The 15,870-nt window shown below is 70.5% G+C and carries 15 protein-coding genes; 3 read left to right on the plus strand and 12 right to left on the minus strand.

Annotated elements, in window-relative coordinates; all coding sequences use genetic code 11:
- Positions 1 to 5 precede the first annotated feature (5 nt).
- Together D1369_RS10195 and D1369_RS10200 are read right to left on the minus strand one after the other, a co-directional pair.
- A complete protein-coding gene (locus tag D1369_RS10195; protein WP_007385235.1) occupies positions 6 to 1,334 on the minus strand; it encodes a class I SAM-dependent RNA methyltransferase in 1,329 nt (442 codons plus the stop codon).
- Between the two features lie 69 nt (positions 1,335 to 1,403).
- Positions 1,404 to 3,449: an APC family permease gene (locus tag D1369_RS10200; RefSeq protein ID WP_007385234.1), complete on the minus strand. Its 2,046-nt coding sequence runs from the start codon at positions 3,447 to 3,449 to the stop codon at positions 1,404 to 1,406.
- 381 nt (positions 3,450 to 3,830) lie between these two features.
- Here D1369_RS10200 and D1369_RS10205 point away from each other — a divergent pair, with 381 nt between their 5' ends.
- Positions 3,831 to 4,502, plus strand: coding sequence for a TrkA family potassium uptake protein (locus tag D1369_RS10205; protein ID WP_007385233.1), 672 nt, complete (start codon positions 3,831 to 3,833; stop codon positions 4,500 to 4,502).
- Entirely contained in the window at positions 4,502 to 5,176 is a 675-nt protein-coding gene (locus tag D1369_RS10210; protein WP_037901645.1) for a TrkA family potassium uptake protein, read from the plus strand. Before D1369_RS10205 ends, D1369_RS10210 begins: the two co-directional genes overlap by 1 nt.
- Positions 5,177 to 5,238: 62 nt before the next feature.
- Here the strand turns inward: D1369_RS10210 and D1369_RS10215 are convergent, their stop codons facing one another.
- The 9 genes from D1369_RS10215 to D1369_RS10260 form a co-directional block, all read right to left on the minus strand.
- Complete coding sequence (locus tag D1369_RS10215; protein WP_007385231.1) at positions 5,239 to 6,003, minus strand: DUF3159 domain-containing protein; 765 nt, start codon at positions 6,001 to 6,003, stop codon at positions 5,239 to 5,241.
- A 3-nt stretch (positions 6,004 to 6,006) separates the two neighbouring features.
- Complete coding sequence (locus D1369_RS10220; protein ID WP_007385230.1) at positions 6,007 to 6,405, minus strand: OB-fold nucleic acid binding domain-containing protein; 399 nt, start codon at positions 6,403 to 6,405, stop codon at positions 6,007 to 6,009.
- A gap of 46 nt (positions 6,406 to 6,451) precedes the next feature.
- Positions 6,452 to 7,135: a response regulator gene (locus D1369_RS10225; RefSeq protein WP_007385229.1), complete on the minus strand. Its 684-nt coding sequence runs from the start codon at positions 7,133 to 7,135 to the stop codon at positions 6,452 to 6,454.
- Complete coding sequence (locus D1369_RS10230) at positions 7,132 to 9,687, minus strand: sensor histidine kinase KdpD (RefSeq protein WP_007385228.1); 2,556 nt, start codon at positions 9,685 to 9,687, stop codon at positions 7,132 to 7,134. Before D1369_RS10230 ends, D1369_RS10225 begins: the two co-directional genes overlap by 4 nt.
- 710 nt (positions 9,688 to 10,397) lie before the next feature.
- Complete coding sequence (locus D1369_RS10240; RefSeq protein ID WP_007385227.1) at positions 10,398 to 11,090, minus strand: ABC transporter ATP-binding protein; 693 nt, start codon at positions 11,088 to 11,090, stop codon at positions 10,398 to 10,400.
- Positions 11,091 to 11,182: 92 nt separating this feature from the next.
- On the minus strand, positions 11,183 to 12,349 hold the full coding sequence (locus D1369_RS10245; protein ID WP_007385226.1) for an alginate lyase family protein: 1,167 nt from the start codon (positions 12,347 to 12,349) through the stop codon (positions 11,183 to 11,185).
- 155 nt (positions 12,350 to 12,504) lie between these two features.
- A complete protein-coding gene (locus D1369_RS10250) occupies positions 12,505 to 13,263 on the minus strand; it encodes a DUF3710 domain-containing protein (RefSeq protein WP_007385225.1) in 759 nt (252 codons plus the stop codon).
- A gap of 1 nt (position 13,264) precedes the next feature.
- Complete coding sequence (gene dut / locus D1369_RS10255; RefSeq protein WP_007385224.1) at positions 13,265 to 13,816, minus strand: dUTP diphosphatase; 552 nt, start codon at positions 13,814 to 13,816, stop codon at positions 13,265 to 13,267.
- Positions 13,813 to 14,397, minus strand: coding sequence for a PaaI family thioesterase (locus D1369_RS10260; RefSeq protein ID WP_007385223.1), 585 nt, complete (start codon positions 14,395 to 14,397; stop codon positions 13,813 to 13,815). Before D1369_RS10260 ends, dut begins: the two co-directional genes overlap by 4 nt.
- 58 nt (positions 14,398 to 14,455) lie before the next feature.
- Between D1369_RS10260 and D1369_RS10265 the strand changes: the two genes are divergently transcribed.
- On the plus strand, positions 14,456 to 14,920 hold the full coding sequence (locus D1369_RS10265; protein ID WP_007385222.1) for a DUF3093 domain-containing protein: 465 nt from the start codon (positions 14,456 to 14,458) through the stop codon (positions 14,918 to 14,920).
- A gap of 53 nt (positions 14,921 to 14,973) precedes the next feature.
- Here D1369_RS10265 and D1369_RS10270 read toward each other — a convergent pair whose 3' ends face one another.
- A complete protein-coding gene (locus D1369_RS10270; protein ID WP_007385221.1) occupies positions 14,974 to 15,870 on the minus strand; it encodes a hypothetical protein in 897 nt (298 codons plus the stop codon).

The following is a 15,870-nucleotide window of genomic DNA, read 5'->3' on the forward strand; positions in this document are numbered from 1 at the left end:
GCAGGTCAGGAGCCCTTCGCGGCCGGTTCGAGGATGGCGACACACTCGACATGATGCGTCATCGGAAACAGATCGAACACCCGAAGCGTCCGCACCCGGTACCCCCCGTCCCGGAAGTACCCCAAGTCCCGCGCCAGCGCAGCCGGATCGCAGGCGACGTACGCGATTCGCCGGGCCCCGAGCGACGACAGGTGCTGCACCGTCTTGCGGCCCGCTCCCGCGCGCGGGGGGTCGAGGACGATCAGGTCGACCTCGGTGATGCCGGTGCGCGGCAGTACCGCCTCCACCTTGCCCTGCTCGATGCGGACCCGGTCGAAGGCGGCGAGGTTGTGCCGGGCGTCCTCGACCGCGCGCTTGCCGGACTCGATGCCGAGGACCGCGCCCTGGTCGCCGAGGCGGTCGGCCAGCGCGCCGGCGAACAGCCCGACACCGCAGTACAGGTCGAGCGCCATCTCGCCCTTGCGGGGCAGCAGGCCCTGCATGACCGCCTTCACCAGGGTGTCGGCCGCCTGCGGGTGGACCTGCCAGAAGCCGCCGCTGCCCACCCGGTGGGTACGGCCGTCGGCCCGCTCGCGCACGAAGGCGCGACCGTGCACGCGGTGGATGCCGCCGTCCTTCTCCTCGACGCGCATCACGGAGACGGGCTTGTCGAGCTCCACGAGCGGCAGCCGGGCGCCCGGCCGGGGCTCCAGGATGACCATGCGGTCCTGGGATCCGGTCGCCGCGATCGCCTCCACGGACGCCATCCCGGACCAGTCGCGCTCCTCGATCCCCAGCTCGCTGACGCCCGGCGCCGCGATCATGCAGTGCTCGATCGGCTCGACCTCGTGCGAACGGTGGCGGCGCAGACCGGCATTGCCGTCGGCGTCCACCGCGTACTGCACGCGGGTCCGCCAGGCAGGCACCTCTCCGGCCGGCAGCTTGTCGCCCTCGGCCGGCATCACCGTGCCGTCCCAGCCGGCCTCCTCGGGGGTGAGACCGGCGAGCCGCTGCAACTGCTCGGCGACGACCTCGCCCTTGAGGCGCCGTTGCGCGCCCGGCTTCGCGTGCTGCCAGTCGCAGCCGCCGCAGCGGCCGGGACCGGCGTAGGGGCAGGGCGCCTCGATGCGGTCCTTGGAGGCCGAAAGGATCTCCACGGCATCGGCACGCAGGAAGCGCGCGCCCTCCTCGCCCTCGGTGACCCGGGCCACGACCCGCTCACCGGGCAGCGTGTGCCGGACGAAGAGCACCTGGCCGTCGTCCGTGCGGGCGATGCAGTGTCCGCCGTGGGCGACGGGGCCGACCTCGACTTCGAACTCCATCCCCACCAGCGATTTCTTCGGTTCTGCCTGCATGGCGGGGTGACTCCACAACGTCAAGGGAAGAGGCGGGACGAGAACCCGCCAGGACAACAGCCGACCAGTCTACTTCGGCCCCGACGACTCCTTCGCCCGCTCGGCCGGACCGCGCCGCACCGAACCCGGTGCGTTCCACTCCTGCCGCCTGCGGGCCCGCAGCTTCGCCGCCTCCGAGGACTGGAGCTGGTAGGGCACCGAGGTCACCATGACCCCCGGTGTGAACAGCAGCCGGCCCTTGAGCCGGAGCGCGCTCTGGTTGTGCAGCAGATGCTCGTACCAGTGGCCGACCACGTACTCGGGGATGATCACGGACACCGCGTCGCGCGGCGACTCCTTGCGGAGCCCCTTGACGTAGTCGATGATCGGCCGCGTGATCTCGCGGTACGGCGAGTCCAGCACCTTCAGCGGTACGTCGATCCCGCGCCGCTCCCACTCGGCGCGCAGTGCCTTGGTCTCGGCCGGGTCGACGTTGACGCTCAGGGCCTCCAGGGAGTCCGAGCGCATCAGCTTGGCGTACGCCAGTGCCCGCAGCGCCGGGCGGTGGATCTTGGAGATCAGGACGACGGAGTGGACGCGGGACGGCCGGAGGCTGTCGTCGCTGGGGCCCTCGGGCGCCGCGAGCTCCTCGGAGACCCGGTCGTAGTGCTTGCGGATCGCCGTCATCGTCGCGTAGAAGATGCACATCCCGAGCAGGGCCACCCAGGCACCGTGGGTGAACTTGGTGACCAGGACGACGACCAGGACGAGCCCGGTGAAGAAGGCGCCGAAGGTGTTGATCGCGCGGGAGCGGATCATGTGGCTGCGCTTGGCGGCGTCCTTCTCGGTGGCCAGGTGGCGGTTCCAGTGCCGGACCATGCCGGTCTGGCTGAGCGTGAAGGACACGAACACGCCGACGATGTAGAGCTGGATCAGCCGGGTCGAGTCGGCGCCGTAGATCCAGACCAGGAGTCCGGCCGCGCCGGCCAGCAGCACGATGCCGTTGGAGAAGGCGAGACGGTCACCGCGGGTGTGCAGCTGACGCGGCAGGTAGCGGTCCTGGGCGAGGATCGAGCCCAGCAGCGGGAAGCCGTTGTAGGCGGTGTTCGCGGCGAGGAACAGCACCAGTGCGGTGGCCGCGGCCAGCACGATGAACAGGAAGCTGCCCTTGCCGAAGACAGCCTCGGCGACCTGCGAGATCACCGGGTTCTGGACGTAGTCGGAGCCGAGTGCGACACCGTTGTGGATCAGGTCGGTGGCCGGGTTCTCGGCCATGCGGACCTTGGTGACCATGGCCAGCGCGATGATCCCGCAGAACATGGTGACGGCCAGCAGGCCCATCGCAGCGAGGGTGGTCGCCGCGTTCTTCGACTTGGGCTTGCGGAAGGCCGGCACGCCGTTGGAGATCGCCTCGACACCGGTGAGCGCGGCACAGCCCGAGGAGAAGGCGCGCAGCAGCAGGAAGACCAGCGCGAAACCGGCCAGACCCTGGTGTTCGGCCTTGATGTGGTACTCCGCCGTCGGTGCCCGCATGGTGTCGCCGAGGACCAGCCCGCGGAACGATCCCCACGCGATCATGACAAAGACGCCCGCGACGAAGACGTAGGTCGGGATCGCGAAGAGCGAGCCGGACTCCTTCACCCCCCGCAGGTTCATCAGGGTCAGCAGGATGATCACGGCGATCGCGCAGAGCACCTTGTGCTGGACCACGAAGGGGACCGCGGAGCCGAGGTTCTCGATGCCCGAGGCGATGGAGACGGCGACCGTGAGGACATAGTCGACGAGCAGGGCGCTGGCGACCGTGAGACCGGCCTTGGGGCCGAGGTTGGTGTTGGCCACCTCGTAGTCGCCGCCGCCGCTCGGGTACGCGTGCACGTTCTGCCGATAGGAGGCGACCACGGTGAACATCAGCACGACGACCGCCACGGCGATCCAGGGGCTGAAGTGGTACGCCGACACGCCCGCGATGGACAGGACCAGCAGCACCTCGCCGGGCGCGTACGCCACGGAGGACAGCGGGTCGGAGGCGAACACGGGTAGGGCGATGCGCTTCGGCAGGAGCGTTTCCCCCAGCCGGTCACTGCGCAGTGCGCGCCCGATCAGGATCCGTTTGGGCACGTCGGTCAGTTTGGACACAACAGTGAAGCGTAAGCGTTCGAACGGGCACACAACCACCCGGCACCCCGCATCTGCTCTCCGGGTGAAATCCGGACACACCCCGGCTACGGATTCCGCAGGTGAGCGAGGCGGCATGCCTATATGACAGGACCCCGCCCGTTACTGCTCCCGGAGGTCCCATGCACGCGACCGCAGAGCTCGTCGGTGCCACGGTCACCCTCGTCGGCCTCGGAATCCTGACTCTCGCGAGCGTCCGCAGCATCAGCCGCCGCTGACCGACCCGAAGTCGGGGCAACCGTGCACAGGGGTGCCGTCGTCCTACCGCGCGTGTGTAGCTTGGGCCTCGGTCTGAGACCCTGATGTGGCTGAGCAGTACTTATTGACACCGGAAGGACGGTCGTGCACATCGTCATCATGGGCTGCGGGAGAGTGGGTTCCGCTCTCGCCCAGACCCTGGAGCAACAGGGGCACACGGTCGCCGTGATCGACCAGGACCCCACCGCCTTCCGACGACTGGGCTCCGGTTTCGGCGGTCGTCGTGTCACCGGAGTCGGCTTCGACCAGGACACCCTGCGCGAGGCGGGCATCGAGGAGGCCGGCGCCTTCGCCGCGGTCTCCAGCGGCGACAACTCCAACATCATCGCCGCGCGGGTGGCCCGCGAGATGTTCGGCATCGAGAACGTCGCGGCCCGGATCTACGACCCCCGGCGCGCCGAGGTCTACCAGCGCCTGGGCATCCCGACGGTGGCCACGGTCCGGTGGACGGCCGACCAGATGCTGCGCCGGCTGCTGCCTTCGGGCGCGGAGCCGTTGTGGCGCGATCCCACCGGTGGGGTGCAGCTGGCCGAGGTGCACGCCTCGACCGCCTGGGTCGGCCACAAGATCAGCAAGATGCAGGAGGAGACGGGCGTCCGCGTGGCGTTCCTGACCCGCCTCGGCGAGGCCATCCTGCCCACCTCGCAGACGGTGCTGCAGGAGGGCGACCTGGTGCACGTGATGATGCGCACGGACGACATCGAGAAGGTCGAGGCGTCCTTCGCCGAGGGCCCCGAAGAGGAGGGCGGTCACTGATGAGGGTCGCCATTGCCGGTGCCGGCGCGGTCGGTCGCTCGATCGCGGGCGAACTGCTGGAGAACGGCCACGAGGTCCTTCTCATCGACAAGGCGCCGACCGCCATCTCGGTCGAGCGCGTCCCGCAGGCGGAGTGGCTGCTCGCCGACGCCTGCGAGATCACTTCCCTGGACGAGGCCGCGCTCCAGCGCTGCAACGTCGCGATCGCCGCGACGGGCGACGACAAGGTCAACCTGGTCGTCTCCCTGCTGGCGAAGACGGAGTACGGCGTGCCGCGGGTCGTGGCCCGCGTGAACAACCCGAAGAACGAGTGGCTGTTCAACGAGTCCTGGGGCGTGGACGTCGCCGTCTCCACCCCGCGTCTCATGTCCGCCCTGGTCGAGGAGGCGGTGAGCGTCGGCGACCTGGTCCGGCTTCTCCGCTTCAGCCACGGCGACGCGAACCTGGTCGAGCTGACCCTGCCGGAGGAGTCGGCGCTGGCCGGTACGACGGTGGGCGACGTGGAGTGGCCCGAGGACACCTCCCTGGTCACCATCATCCGCGGCACCCGCGTCCTGACCCCGTCCCAGGAGGACTCCCTGGAGGCAGGCGACGAACTCCTGTTCGTGGCCGCCCAGGCGAGGGAGGAACAGCTGGAGGACCTGCTCTCGGTCCGCCGGGAAGAAGCCTCCTGAGGATTACGACGACGGAGGGCGCCCTGCATCACGCAGGGCGCCCTCCGTCGTCGTGGCGCGATCTAGGCTCGCTTGTGCCGTCCGCCCGCGGCCTCGCCCTGCTCCGCACGCTCCGCCGCCTGCGCCGCCTTGCGCTCCTCCTCGGCCTTCTCCTCCGCCTCCATCTCCGCGAACACGTCGATGGGTGCCGGGGCCTTCGCGAGGAAGACCCAGGTCAGCCAGACGGCCAGCAGGAACGGCGGGATCTTCAGGGCGACCAGGACCCAGCCGAGCTGGGCGGTGTCGGCCCACCAGTACAGCGGGAAGAGGATCGCGCACTTGGCGAGCAGGATGCCGCCCCAGGCGTAACTGGCCTTGGCGTACGCCTTCTTGCGGCCGGGGTTGCGGGTCCGCCAGGAGAGGTTCTCCTTGAAGACCGGGCCGAGGATGAGCCCCATCAGCGGCACACCCGCGAGCGTGGTGATGACGTACGCCAGGCCCAGGCCGAGCGTGTACAGCATGCCCGGCAGGTAGAAGTTCTTGGCGTTGCCCGTCATCATCGCGAAGACGACGCCGAAGGCGACGCCGAAGACCCCGCTGAAGGCGTGCTTGACGGTGTCCCGCATGACCAGACGGACCACGACCAGCAGCAGCGACACCACGAGCGCGGCGATGGCCGACAGGTGCAGGTCCTTGTTGATCGTGAAGATCGTGACGAAGAGCAGGCCCGGCAGAACCGTCTCGACCATGCCGCGGACGCCGCCGAACGCCTCGAACAGGGCGGCCTCGGTCACCGCCCGTGCGTCGTCGGCCTGAGTGTCTTCGGTCGGCTTGTCGAGAGACGTCACCGGCTACTCCCGTCCGAGGGGTCGGAGTTCGTATTTCGGATTGAACAGCACCCGGCGGCCCCGGCTCATCGAGACCCGCCCGGAGGCGATCAGCTTGCGCCCGGGCTCTATCCCGACGATGGAGCGCCGGCCGAGCCACACCACGTCCAGGGCGGCGGAGCCGTCGAACAGCTCGGCCTCCAGGGCCGGGACGCCCGCGCGCGGCCGCAGGGTGACCGTGCGCAAGGTACCAGTAACGGTCACGATCTGGCGGTCGTGACAGTCGCCGATCCGGGTGCATCCGGTGGTCGCGGTGTCCTCCCGCAGCTCCTCGGACTCCAGATCCTCCTGCGACGAGGAGAGCCGGTCGAGCATGCGCCGGAACCGGCCCACCGGCTTCTCGGAACGAGGAACAGCACTCATATCCGAAAGCGTACCGGGGTGCGCCGACAGCGTTGTACCCGCAGCACTAGCGTTCGAACCGGTATCCCATGCCCGGTTCGGTGACGAAGTGCTTCGGATGCGAGGGGTCCGCCTCCAGCTTCCGCCGCAGCTGGGCCATGTAGACCCGCAGGTAGTTCGTCTCCGTCCCGTACGACGGCCCCCAGACCTCCTGGAGGAGCTGTCGCTGGCCGACGAGCCGGCCGGTGTTGCGGACCAGTACCTCCAGCAGGTGCCACTCGGTGGGGGTGAGACGTACGTCTCTGCCGTGCTTGCGGACCTTCTTGGCGGCCAGGTCGACGGTGAACTCGTCGGTCTCCACCAGGACGTCGTCCTCACCGCCCCCGGTGGGCTCGGCGCGCCGCACGGCGGCCCGCAGGCGGGCCAGCAGCTCGTCCATGCCGAAGGGCTTGGTGACGTAGTCGTCGGCGCCCGCGTCCAGCGCCTCGACCTTCTCGTCGGAGGAGTGCCGGGCGGACAGCACGAGGATCGGCACCCGGGTCCAGCCGCGCAGCCCCCTGATCACCTCGACGCCGTCCATGTCGGGCAGGCCCAGGTCGAGGACGACCACGTCGGGGTGGCGGGCGGCGGCGAGCCGGAGCGCGCCGGCGCCGTCGTGCGCCGTGTCGACCTCGTACTTGCGCGCCTTGAGGTTGATCACGAGGGCGCGCACGATCTGCGGCTCGTCCTCGATGACCAGCACTCTGGTCATGTGGCCTGCCTTTCGGGTTCTGCCTCTTCGAAGGGGTCTACGAGGAGCTGTGCGTGCGTGTCGGCCGCGCGGAGCGTCAGCACCATGGTGAGGCCGCCGCCGGGCGTGTCCTCGGCGTTGAGGGTGCCGTTCATGGCCTCCGCGAAACCCCGGGCCACCGCGAGCCCGAGCCCCACCCCGGCGCCGCGCGGGGCGTCGCCGTAGCGCTGGAAGGGCGCGAAGATGCGCTCCTTGGCCTCGTCGGGGACGCCGGGGCCGCGATCCACGACCCGTACCTCGACCCGGTCGGCGATGGCGCTCGCGGAGACCCGGACCGGGGTGCCGGGCGGGCTGTACTTGACGGCGTTCTCGACCAGGTTGGCCACCGACCGCTCCAGCAACCCAGGATCCACGGCGACCATCGGCAGGGTCTCCGGCACGTCCAGTTCCACGCTCCCGTCGGGCACCCCGCCGAGCGCCATCGGCACCACCTCGTCGAGGTCGATCTCCCTGACGATCGCGGTGACCGTGCCGGTCTGGAGGCGGGACATGTCGAGCAGGTTGCCCACGAGATGGTCCAGCCGGTCGGCGCCCTCCTCGATGCCCTCCAGGAGCTCGGCCTGGTCCTCCTCGGACCACGCCACGTCGTGAGACCTGAGCGAGGAGACGGCCGCCTTGATTCCGGCGAGCGGGGTCCGCAGATCATGCGAGACGGCCGCGAGGAGCGCCGTACGGATGCGGTTGCCCTCGGCCAGCGCGCGGGACTGGTCGGCCTCCTCCTGGAGCCTGCGGCGGTCCAGGACGACGGCGGCCTGAGCGGCGAAGGCGGCGAGCACCCGGCGGTCCTCGGCGGGCAGCACCCGGCCGGTGAGCGCGAGCGCCATGTGGTCCCCCACCGGCATGTCGACGTCGGCGTCCTCCGGTCGCTCCACGGCCGGTCCGAGGCCCGCCCGGCCCGCGCAGGTCCACGGCTCGACGTCGCCCGCCCGTTCCAGCAGGGCCGCCGACTCCATGCCGAAGGTCTCCCGGACGCGTTCCAGGAGCTCCTCCAGACGGGTCTCGCCGCGCAGCACGTTCCCGGCGAGGAAGGACAGGATCTCCGACTCGGCGCGCAGCCGGGCGGCCTGATGGGTCCTCCTGGCCGCCAGGTCGACGACGGAGGCGACCGAGATGCCGACGCCCACGAAGATCACGATGGCGACGATGTTCTTGGGGTCGGCGATGGTCCAGCGGTGCAGGGGCGGTGTGTAGAAGTAGTTCAGCAGCAGCGAGCCGACCGCGGCCGACGCGAGCGCGGGAAAGAGCCCGCCGAGCAGGGCCGCCGCGACCACGACCGCCAGGAACAGCAGCATGTCGTTGGCGAGACCGAGGTCGACGGTGGTGAGGAGGAGCGTCAGGAGCACCGGGGCGGCGAGGCCGACCAGCCAGCCCCACAGGATCCGGGCCCGCCCGAGCCGCGCGCTGCGGGCGACGGGCAGTCCGCGCCCCTTGGCGACCTCGTCGTGGGTGACGATGTGCACGTCCAGGTCGGGCCCGGACTCGCGGGCCACGGTCGCGCCGACGCCGGGCCCGAAGACGTACTGCCAGGTCTTGCGGCGGGACGAACCGAGGACGACCTGGGTGGCGTTGACCCCGCGCGCGAAGTCGAGCAGCGCGGCCGGTATGTCGTCGCCCACCACGTGGTGAAAGGTTCCGCCAAGGTCCTCGACGAGGGTCCTTTGAACGGCGAGTTCCTTGGGCGATGCGGAGGTCAGACCGTCGCTGCGGGCTATGTAGACGGCGAGCACCTCACCGCCTGCGCCCTTCTCGGCGAGGCGCGCGGCCCGCCTTATCAGCGTCCGCCCCTCCGGCCCCCCGGTCAGCCCGACGACGATCCGCTCCCTGGACCCCCAGATCTTCGAGACCCGGTGCTCGCTGCGGTACTGCTTGAGGTACTCGTCGACCCGGTCGGCCACCCACAGCAGGGCGAGCTCCCGCAGGGCGGTGAGGTTGCCGGGCCGGAAGTAGTTCGACAGAGCCGCGTCGACCTTGTCCGGCTGGTAGATGTTGCCGTGCGCCATCCGCCGTCGCAGTGCCTGGGGCGACATGTCGACAAGCTCGATCTGATCGGCCCTGCGTACGACCTCGTCAGGCACGGTCTCGCGCTGCCGCACCCCGGTGATCGCCTCGACGACGTCGCCGAGCGACTCCAGATGCTGGATGTTCACGGTCGAGACCACGTCGATCCCGGCCGCGAGCAGTTCCTCGACGTCCTGCCAGCGCCTGGCGTTGCGCGAACCCGGGATGTTGGTGTGGGCGAGTTCGTCCACGAGGGCGACGGCCGGGGCTCTGCGCAGTACGGCATCGACGTCCATCTCGGTGAAGACGGAGTCCCGGTACTCGATCTCCCGGCGCGGCATCTCTTCGAGCCCGCGCAGCATCACCTCGGTGCGCGGCCGCCCGTGATGCTCCACGAACCCCACGACACAGTCGGTGCCCCGCTCGACCCTGCGGTGCGCCTCGGAAAGCATCGCGTACGTCTTGCCGACGCCCGGTGCCGCACCGAGATAGATCCGAAGCCTGCCGCGTCCCATGAGCCCATTGTCTTCCGGTCAACCGTGCCTACGCAGCGTCGACCTTACGTCCGGTGATCCGGGCGAAGGGGGCCTGGAGCGGGCGGGGGGCTGTCTTTGACGCAACTCTGACGCGGGGGTTCGGGTGTGCGGCGACGGGGGTGTCGGGGCGAGCTTGGTTGGCCCGGACGTCGTGGCGCCGACCCGGAAACGGCCCCGGCGGCCCCACCGGAACTGCGGCTCACCCCTGGATGTCGAGGCGGAACCCGGGGAAGGCTTCGCGCCAAGCGCGTCAAGCGACGGAACCCTGGCCCCCTCACGTCGTGACGGGGTCTCGGGCCCAGGCCGGGCCCTCCGGACCTCACGGCGGAGATCCACAAGCCACCCGGCAACCCCGCCCCTCCTGACGGCGCCGGAAGCACACCTCGTCGCCCTGGCCGTCGAGGCCGCCCCGTTGAACACGAACTCCCACGGCCGGGCGGCGAGTCCCGGAAGCGAGACCGCAGCCCCGAGATTCAGCCCCTCGGAGACACCGCCTGGATCCGCAAGGCACCCGGCACCCACGCCCCTCCTGACGCCACCGGGAGCACACCTCCGCGCCCTGGCCGTCGAGGCCAACCCTGGAGAACCCCGCTCACGTCGTGACAGGGTCGCCACGCGGCCCGGAACGCACACCACTCGCGGCCGCGACACTCCCGTCCCAGCCCGGACGCGCGTTCCGAGGACGCCCCTCAGTGCCCCACGATCTCCCCGTCCCCCAGCTCCAGCACCCGGTCCGCCAGGTCCAGCAGGGTCGCGTCGTGGGTGGCCACCAACGCGGTGACGTTCTCACTGCGGACGACCGCCCGCAGCAGTTCCATCACCGCGTGACCGGTCTCCGCGTCCAGCTGGCCGGTCGGCTCGTCGGCGACGAGGAGGGAGGGTTCGTTGGCGAGCGCGCGGGCGATGGCGACACGCTGCTGCTGGCCGCCGGAGAGCTCACCGGGCCGCTGCTTCGCGTGGTCCGCGAGGCCGACCAGGGCCAGCAGCAGCTCGACGCGCTCCTCACGCGCGCGTGCGTCCATCCGGCGCAGCCGCATCGGCACGCCGACGTTCTCGGCGGCGGTGAGGATCGGGATGAGCCCGAAGGACTGGAACACGAAGCCGATACGGTCCCGGCGCAGGGCCAGCAGCCCGTCCTCGTCCAGCCCCGCGATGTCGACCCCGTCGAGCTCGACCCGTCCCCGGTCGGGCCGGTCGAGCCCGCCGACGATGTTGAGCAGGGTGGTCTTCCCGGAGCCCGAGCGCCCCTTGAGCGCGACCAGTTCACCGCGCGGCACCTCGAAGGAGACCCCGCGCAGCGCGTGCACCGCGGCGGCCCCCTCACCGAACGACCTGTGGATGTCCTCGACCCGCACCATGGTCTCGGTGACCACCTGAGTCATGCGTCCTCCCCCGTGAAACCGCGAACCGTGAAACCGCGAACCGCGAAACCGGGCGCCAGTATCAACCGCGCGGCGCCCGGCCTACAACGGTTTCAGCTCGGGTTGTCCCCGTGGGTGAGCGTCTCCCAGGCCACGAAGAGGTTGTTGCTGCCCGCCGGACGGTTCCGCTCGGTCAGCGTCTGCGTGTTAGTCATGCCCATGCCAAGCCTGTTGTGCAGCGCGTTGTACCCGACCTCGGTGACCGGCCCGAGCCCCAGCTTCAGGGACCCGCCGCACAGCCAGCTCGGCACGGCCGTCCCCAGCTCGTACTTCGCCTGGAACCCCAGTGCCTGCCGCAGCCGCTCGCCCACGTCCGTGCCGTACAGGTCCTGCCCCTGGATCCGGCTCGTCTCGGCGACGTGCGAGATCGCGGAGATGCCGTACCCGGTGTGCGTGAGGTCCCGGCAGGTCTCCTGGGTGAGCCCGGTGACGAAGGTGGACTGTCCCTGCCAGTAACCGACGATCTTGTCCCGGGTGTTGAGGTTCTGGCTCGGCACGGTCTTCGGCAGCTCACCGTCGGAGTCGAGGTAGACATAGGCCGCGGTACGGGTGCGGAACTTCGCCATGGCCTTGTCGTACGACGCCTTGTCCTCCAGGAAGACGGAGATGCCGACGGCCGCCTCCATCATCGACAGCTCCCAGTTGCCGTTGGAGTTCGAGCCGTTGATGATCTCCGGCAGATAGACGCTGCGAAGCATGGTGGCGAAGCGTCCGGAGTTCGCCCAGCTCCCGCTGTACGTGTACTTGATGATCTCGGCGGCCCGGGGCCACGAGGAGCCGGCCCAGCCGGTCTGGAGGGGCGCGTTGCTGTTGGTGTGGTCCGTGATCACCGCCGACCAGGCGTCCATGAGCTGGATGGCCTTCTTGGCGTACCGCTCGTCCCGGGTGATGTACCAGGCGAGGGCGTCGGTATAGGCGGCGATCGCGTCCTCGCGCTCGTCGGTGCAGCCGTAGTTGGGGTTCGAGTACGACCCGCATTCGACCACCGCCCGCGGCTTGGGCGTGCGGTTCAGGTCGGCGTACTTGCTCGCCAGCATCTGGTCGAAGGCACCCTTCCAGGGCTGGGCACCTGCGTCGACCTTGCTGCGAGCGAAGTCCAACTGCCCCCGGGAGACGGTGACTCCGGGATGGACGAAGGTGGTGGGGGCGGCTTCGGCGGGACTCGCGAGCAGCCCCAGGACGAACCCGGCGACGATCACTAGCGGTACTGGACCACGCACAGCGACTCCGTTCTCGTATATGAACGCAAGGCACCTTTATGAACACAGGCGTTGGCGGACGACCGTAGGTCCAGACCAATGCGCCGTCAAGGTTCCGCGCACGAAAATGGGCCGCACCCCGCGTGGGGGTACGGCCCTTCGCTCTGCTGTTCGCCCTACCGGACCTCGGTGATCTCCGGTCCGCGCTGGAGCTGGCCCATCCCGCCGGAGAAGCGGGAGCCCTCGTCCTGCTGCTGGACGCCCTCGGGGACCATCTGGGCGTCGTTCGGCAGCTTGAGGACGATCGGGTCGCGGGGCGCCATCGGGCCCTCCCCGCGGACCACGACGGTGTCCCGGAAGATCTGCTCCAGGAGCCCGGCCGCCTGCGGCTGCACCGCGCCCTGACCCGAGATCACACCGCGCAGGAACCAGCGCGGGCCGTCCACACCCACGAACCGCACGACCTGGAAGCCGCCCGTCCCGTCCGGCAGCTGCACCGGCACCTGGGCGCGCAGCTCCCAGCCCAGCGGACCCTCGACCTCGTCGACGATGCCGCCCTGCTGGGTGATGCCGGAGCCGATCTCCTCGCGCACCTCGCCCCAGATGCCCTCGCGCTTGGGAGCGGCGAAGGCCTGGAGCTGGATGGCGCTGTCGCGCAGCACGACGGTGGCCGCGACGATCGCGTCGCCCGCGACCTCGACCCGCAGCTCCATGCCGTCGACACCCGGGACGAACAGACCGCCCAGGTCCACACGGCCCTCGGCGGGGTCGCGGACCTCGGTGTCGTCCCAGGGCCCGTCGGGGCGCGGCTCCGGCTCCAGCCGTACGCGCTCGCGCTCTACGTCGTCCGCCTCCGTGCCGACGCTGTCGACGACCTGCTCGGCCTCGCCGGCCGCGTCCTCGGCGGCACCCTTCTTCTTGCGACGTCCGAACACGTCACTGTCCTTCCCGGTCGGATACGACCGATGCGTATCGATTCCCACCCGTTGCGCCGCCCACGGCGGCCTCAGCGCTTGTATCGCCCCCGTCGCCCACGGCGGCGTGACCGCCGGTGGACCCGAAGCCCCCCTCGGCCCGCGCCGACTCGGGAAGCTCCGCGACCTCCTGGAAGCGGACCCTCTCGACCTGCTGGACGACGAGTTGGGCGATCCGGTCGAACCGCTCGAACCGCACCGGCTCGTGCGGGTCGAGATTCACCACGATCACCTTGATCTCCCCACGGTACCCGGCATCAACCGTCCCCGGGGCATTCACGAGAGCGACACCGCAGCGGGCGGCGAGACCGGATCGTGGGTGCACGAAGGCCGCGTACCCCTCCGGGAGCGCCACAGACACCCCCGTGGGGAGCACGGCCCGCTCCCCCGGCTTGAGTTCACGGCTCTCGGTGGTCCGCAGATCGGCCCCCGCGTCACCGGGGTGCGCGTACGACGGAAGCGGTACGTCGGGGTCGACGCGCCGGATCAGCACGTTCAGGGGGTCACGGCTCACGGGTTCACCTCGAAGGCACGGGCACGCCGGACCTGGTCCGGGTCGTCCATGGCGGCCCGGATCTCCTCCGGGCGGCCGTTGTCGATGAAGTGGTCGACCTTGACCTCGATGAACAGGGCGTCCGCGCGGACCGCGACGGGCCCTTCGGGGCCGCCGATCCGGCCGGTGGCGCTCGAGTAGATCTTTCGCCCGGCCACCGCGGTCACCTCGGCCTCCAGGTACAGCACCGTGCCGACGGGCACCGGTCGTACGAAGTCGGTCTCCAGGCGTCCGGTCACGGCGATCGTGCGCAGCAGCCAGTTGAGCGAGCCCAGGGTCTCGTCGAGGGCCGTCGCGAGCACTCCGCCGTGCGCGAGTCCGGGAGCGCCCTGGTGGGCGGGGCGCACGGTGAACTCGGCGGTGACCGCGACCCCCTCGCCGGCCCGCGCCTCCAGGTGCAGCCCGTGAGGCTGCTCGCCGCCACAGCCGAAACACTGGCCGTAGTGCGCACCGAGCAGCTCACCGGGCGCGGGAGCGTCCGGGTGGCGCACAGGTCGCGCGGCGTCGGCGGGAGGCTTCAGAGCCGGGGAAGTACCACTCACAGGCGCAGACCTTACCCGCGCGTCGGCTCTGTCAGGACACCGTGCCAAGCTTGGTTTCATGCAGCCCTCCGCCGTCCCGTACGACGAACGCCTCACCGCCCCCCGCTCCTGGTGGCTGGTCTCCTTCCTGGTCGGGGTCGCCTTCGCCCTGATCCTGCTCCCCTTCGGGACGCTTCCACTGCTCGGCGGCCTGGTCGGCGGCACCGCCGCGGCGGCGGTCATGGCCAGCTCCTACGGCTCGCTGCGCATCCGGATCGTGGGCGACTCGCTGATCGCGGGCGAGGCGAAGATCCCTGTGTCGGCGCTGGGCGAGGCCGAGATCCTGGACCCGGAGGAGGCCCGCGCCTGGCGGACCTACAAGGCCGACACCCGCGCCTTCCTGCTGCTGCGCTCCTACATCCCCCGGGCGCTGAAGGTGGAGGTCGTCGACCCGGCCGACCCGACGCCGTACCTCTACCTGTCGACGCGCGAGCCGGAGCGGCTGGCCGAGGCGTTGAAGACGGCCCGCACCGCCGCCGCCTAGAACGTTCGTGCAGGGCTTCACCCGAAGGCGAGCTCCGAAGTCACACGAAAGTCTTACCCCTCCAGCTCCAGCGGATTCTCGGGCGTCTCCAGAGCGGGGAGTTGAGGCAGGGCGTCCCACGCCACCTGGATCTTCCGCAGGTCCCTGCGGACGTGCTCGGCGAGTCTCCTGGTGTCACGGCGGTTCATGACCGCCCCCACGGCCGCGCCCACCATGAACGGCATCAGGTTGGGCAGGTCCCGGATCATCCGCTTCATGATCTGCTGCCGCAGCTGCTGTTTCATCGGGCCGTTGAGCGCGCCGCTCACCGTCGACGGCTTCTTCACGTCGATCCCGCGCTCCCCCGACCAGGAGTTCAGGTACGCGGCGCTGCGCTGCTTGAGATTTCCGGGCGGCCGTACGCCGTAGACCTCGTGGAGTTCGGCGATCAGCTTCAGTTCGATCGCGGCGACGCCGGTGATCTCGGCGGCCAGTTCGGTCGGCATCGCGGGCGGGACGGGGAGCATCGCCGCCGCACCGATCCCCGCTCCGACCGTCGCCGTGGCGCTCGCGGCGCCCGCGACGAGCTTGTCGGCGAGCTGCTCGGGGCCAAGGCCGGGGAACTGGCGGCGGAGGGTCGCGAGGTCCCGTACGGGGACACGCGGGGCGTTCTCGATGATCCGGTCGGTGAGGTACGCCAGGCCCGCCCTGGCCCGGCTACCGCCCTTGCGGGCCCCTTCCCGGGCCTTGTCCCGGATCGCCGCCACCCGTCGTTTCGCGACGGGCGCGGGCGTCCTGGTCGAATCGGTCGGCGCCGGATGGTCGGTCCGGTCGGCCACCGGTTCGAGCGAGGCTCCCGGGTCGAAAGAGCCCCGCTCGTCGTCACGCGCGCGGTGGGGGCCGTCGGACGGCCCCTGCCCCGCTCCCTGTCGGAGAGAGCGGCGCTTCCAAGGAGGGGTCGAGCCAGTCAT

The sequence above is a fragment of the Streptomyces sp. CC0208 genome, from assembly GCF_003443735.1.
GTDB classification, from domain to species: Bacteria; Actinomycetota; Actinomycetes; order Streptomycetales; family Streptomycetaceae; genus Streptomyces; species Streptomyces sviceus.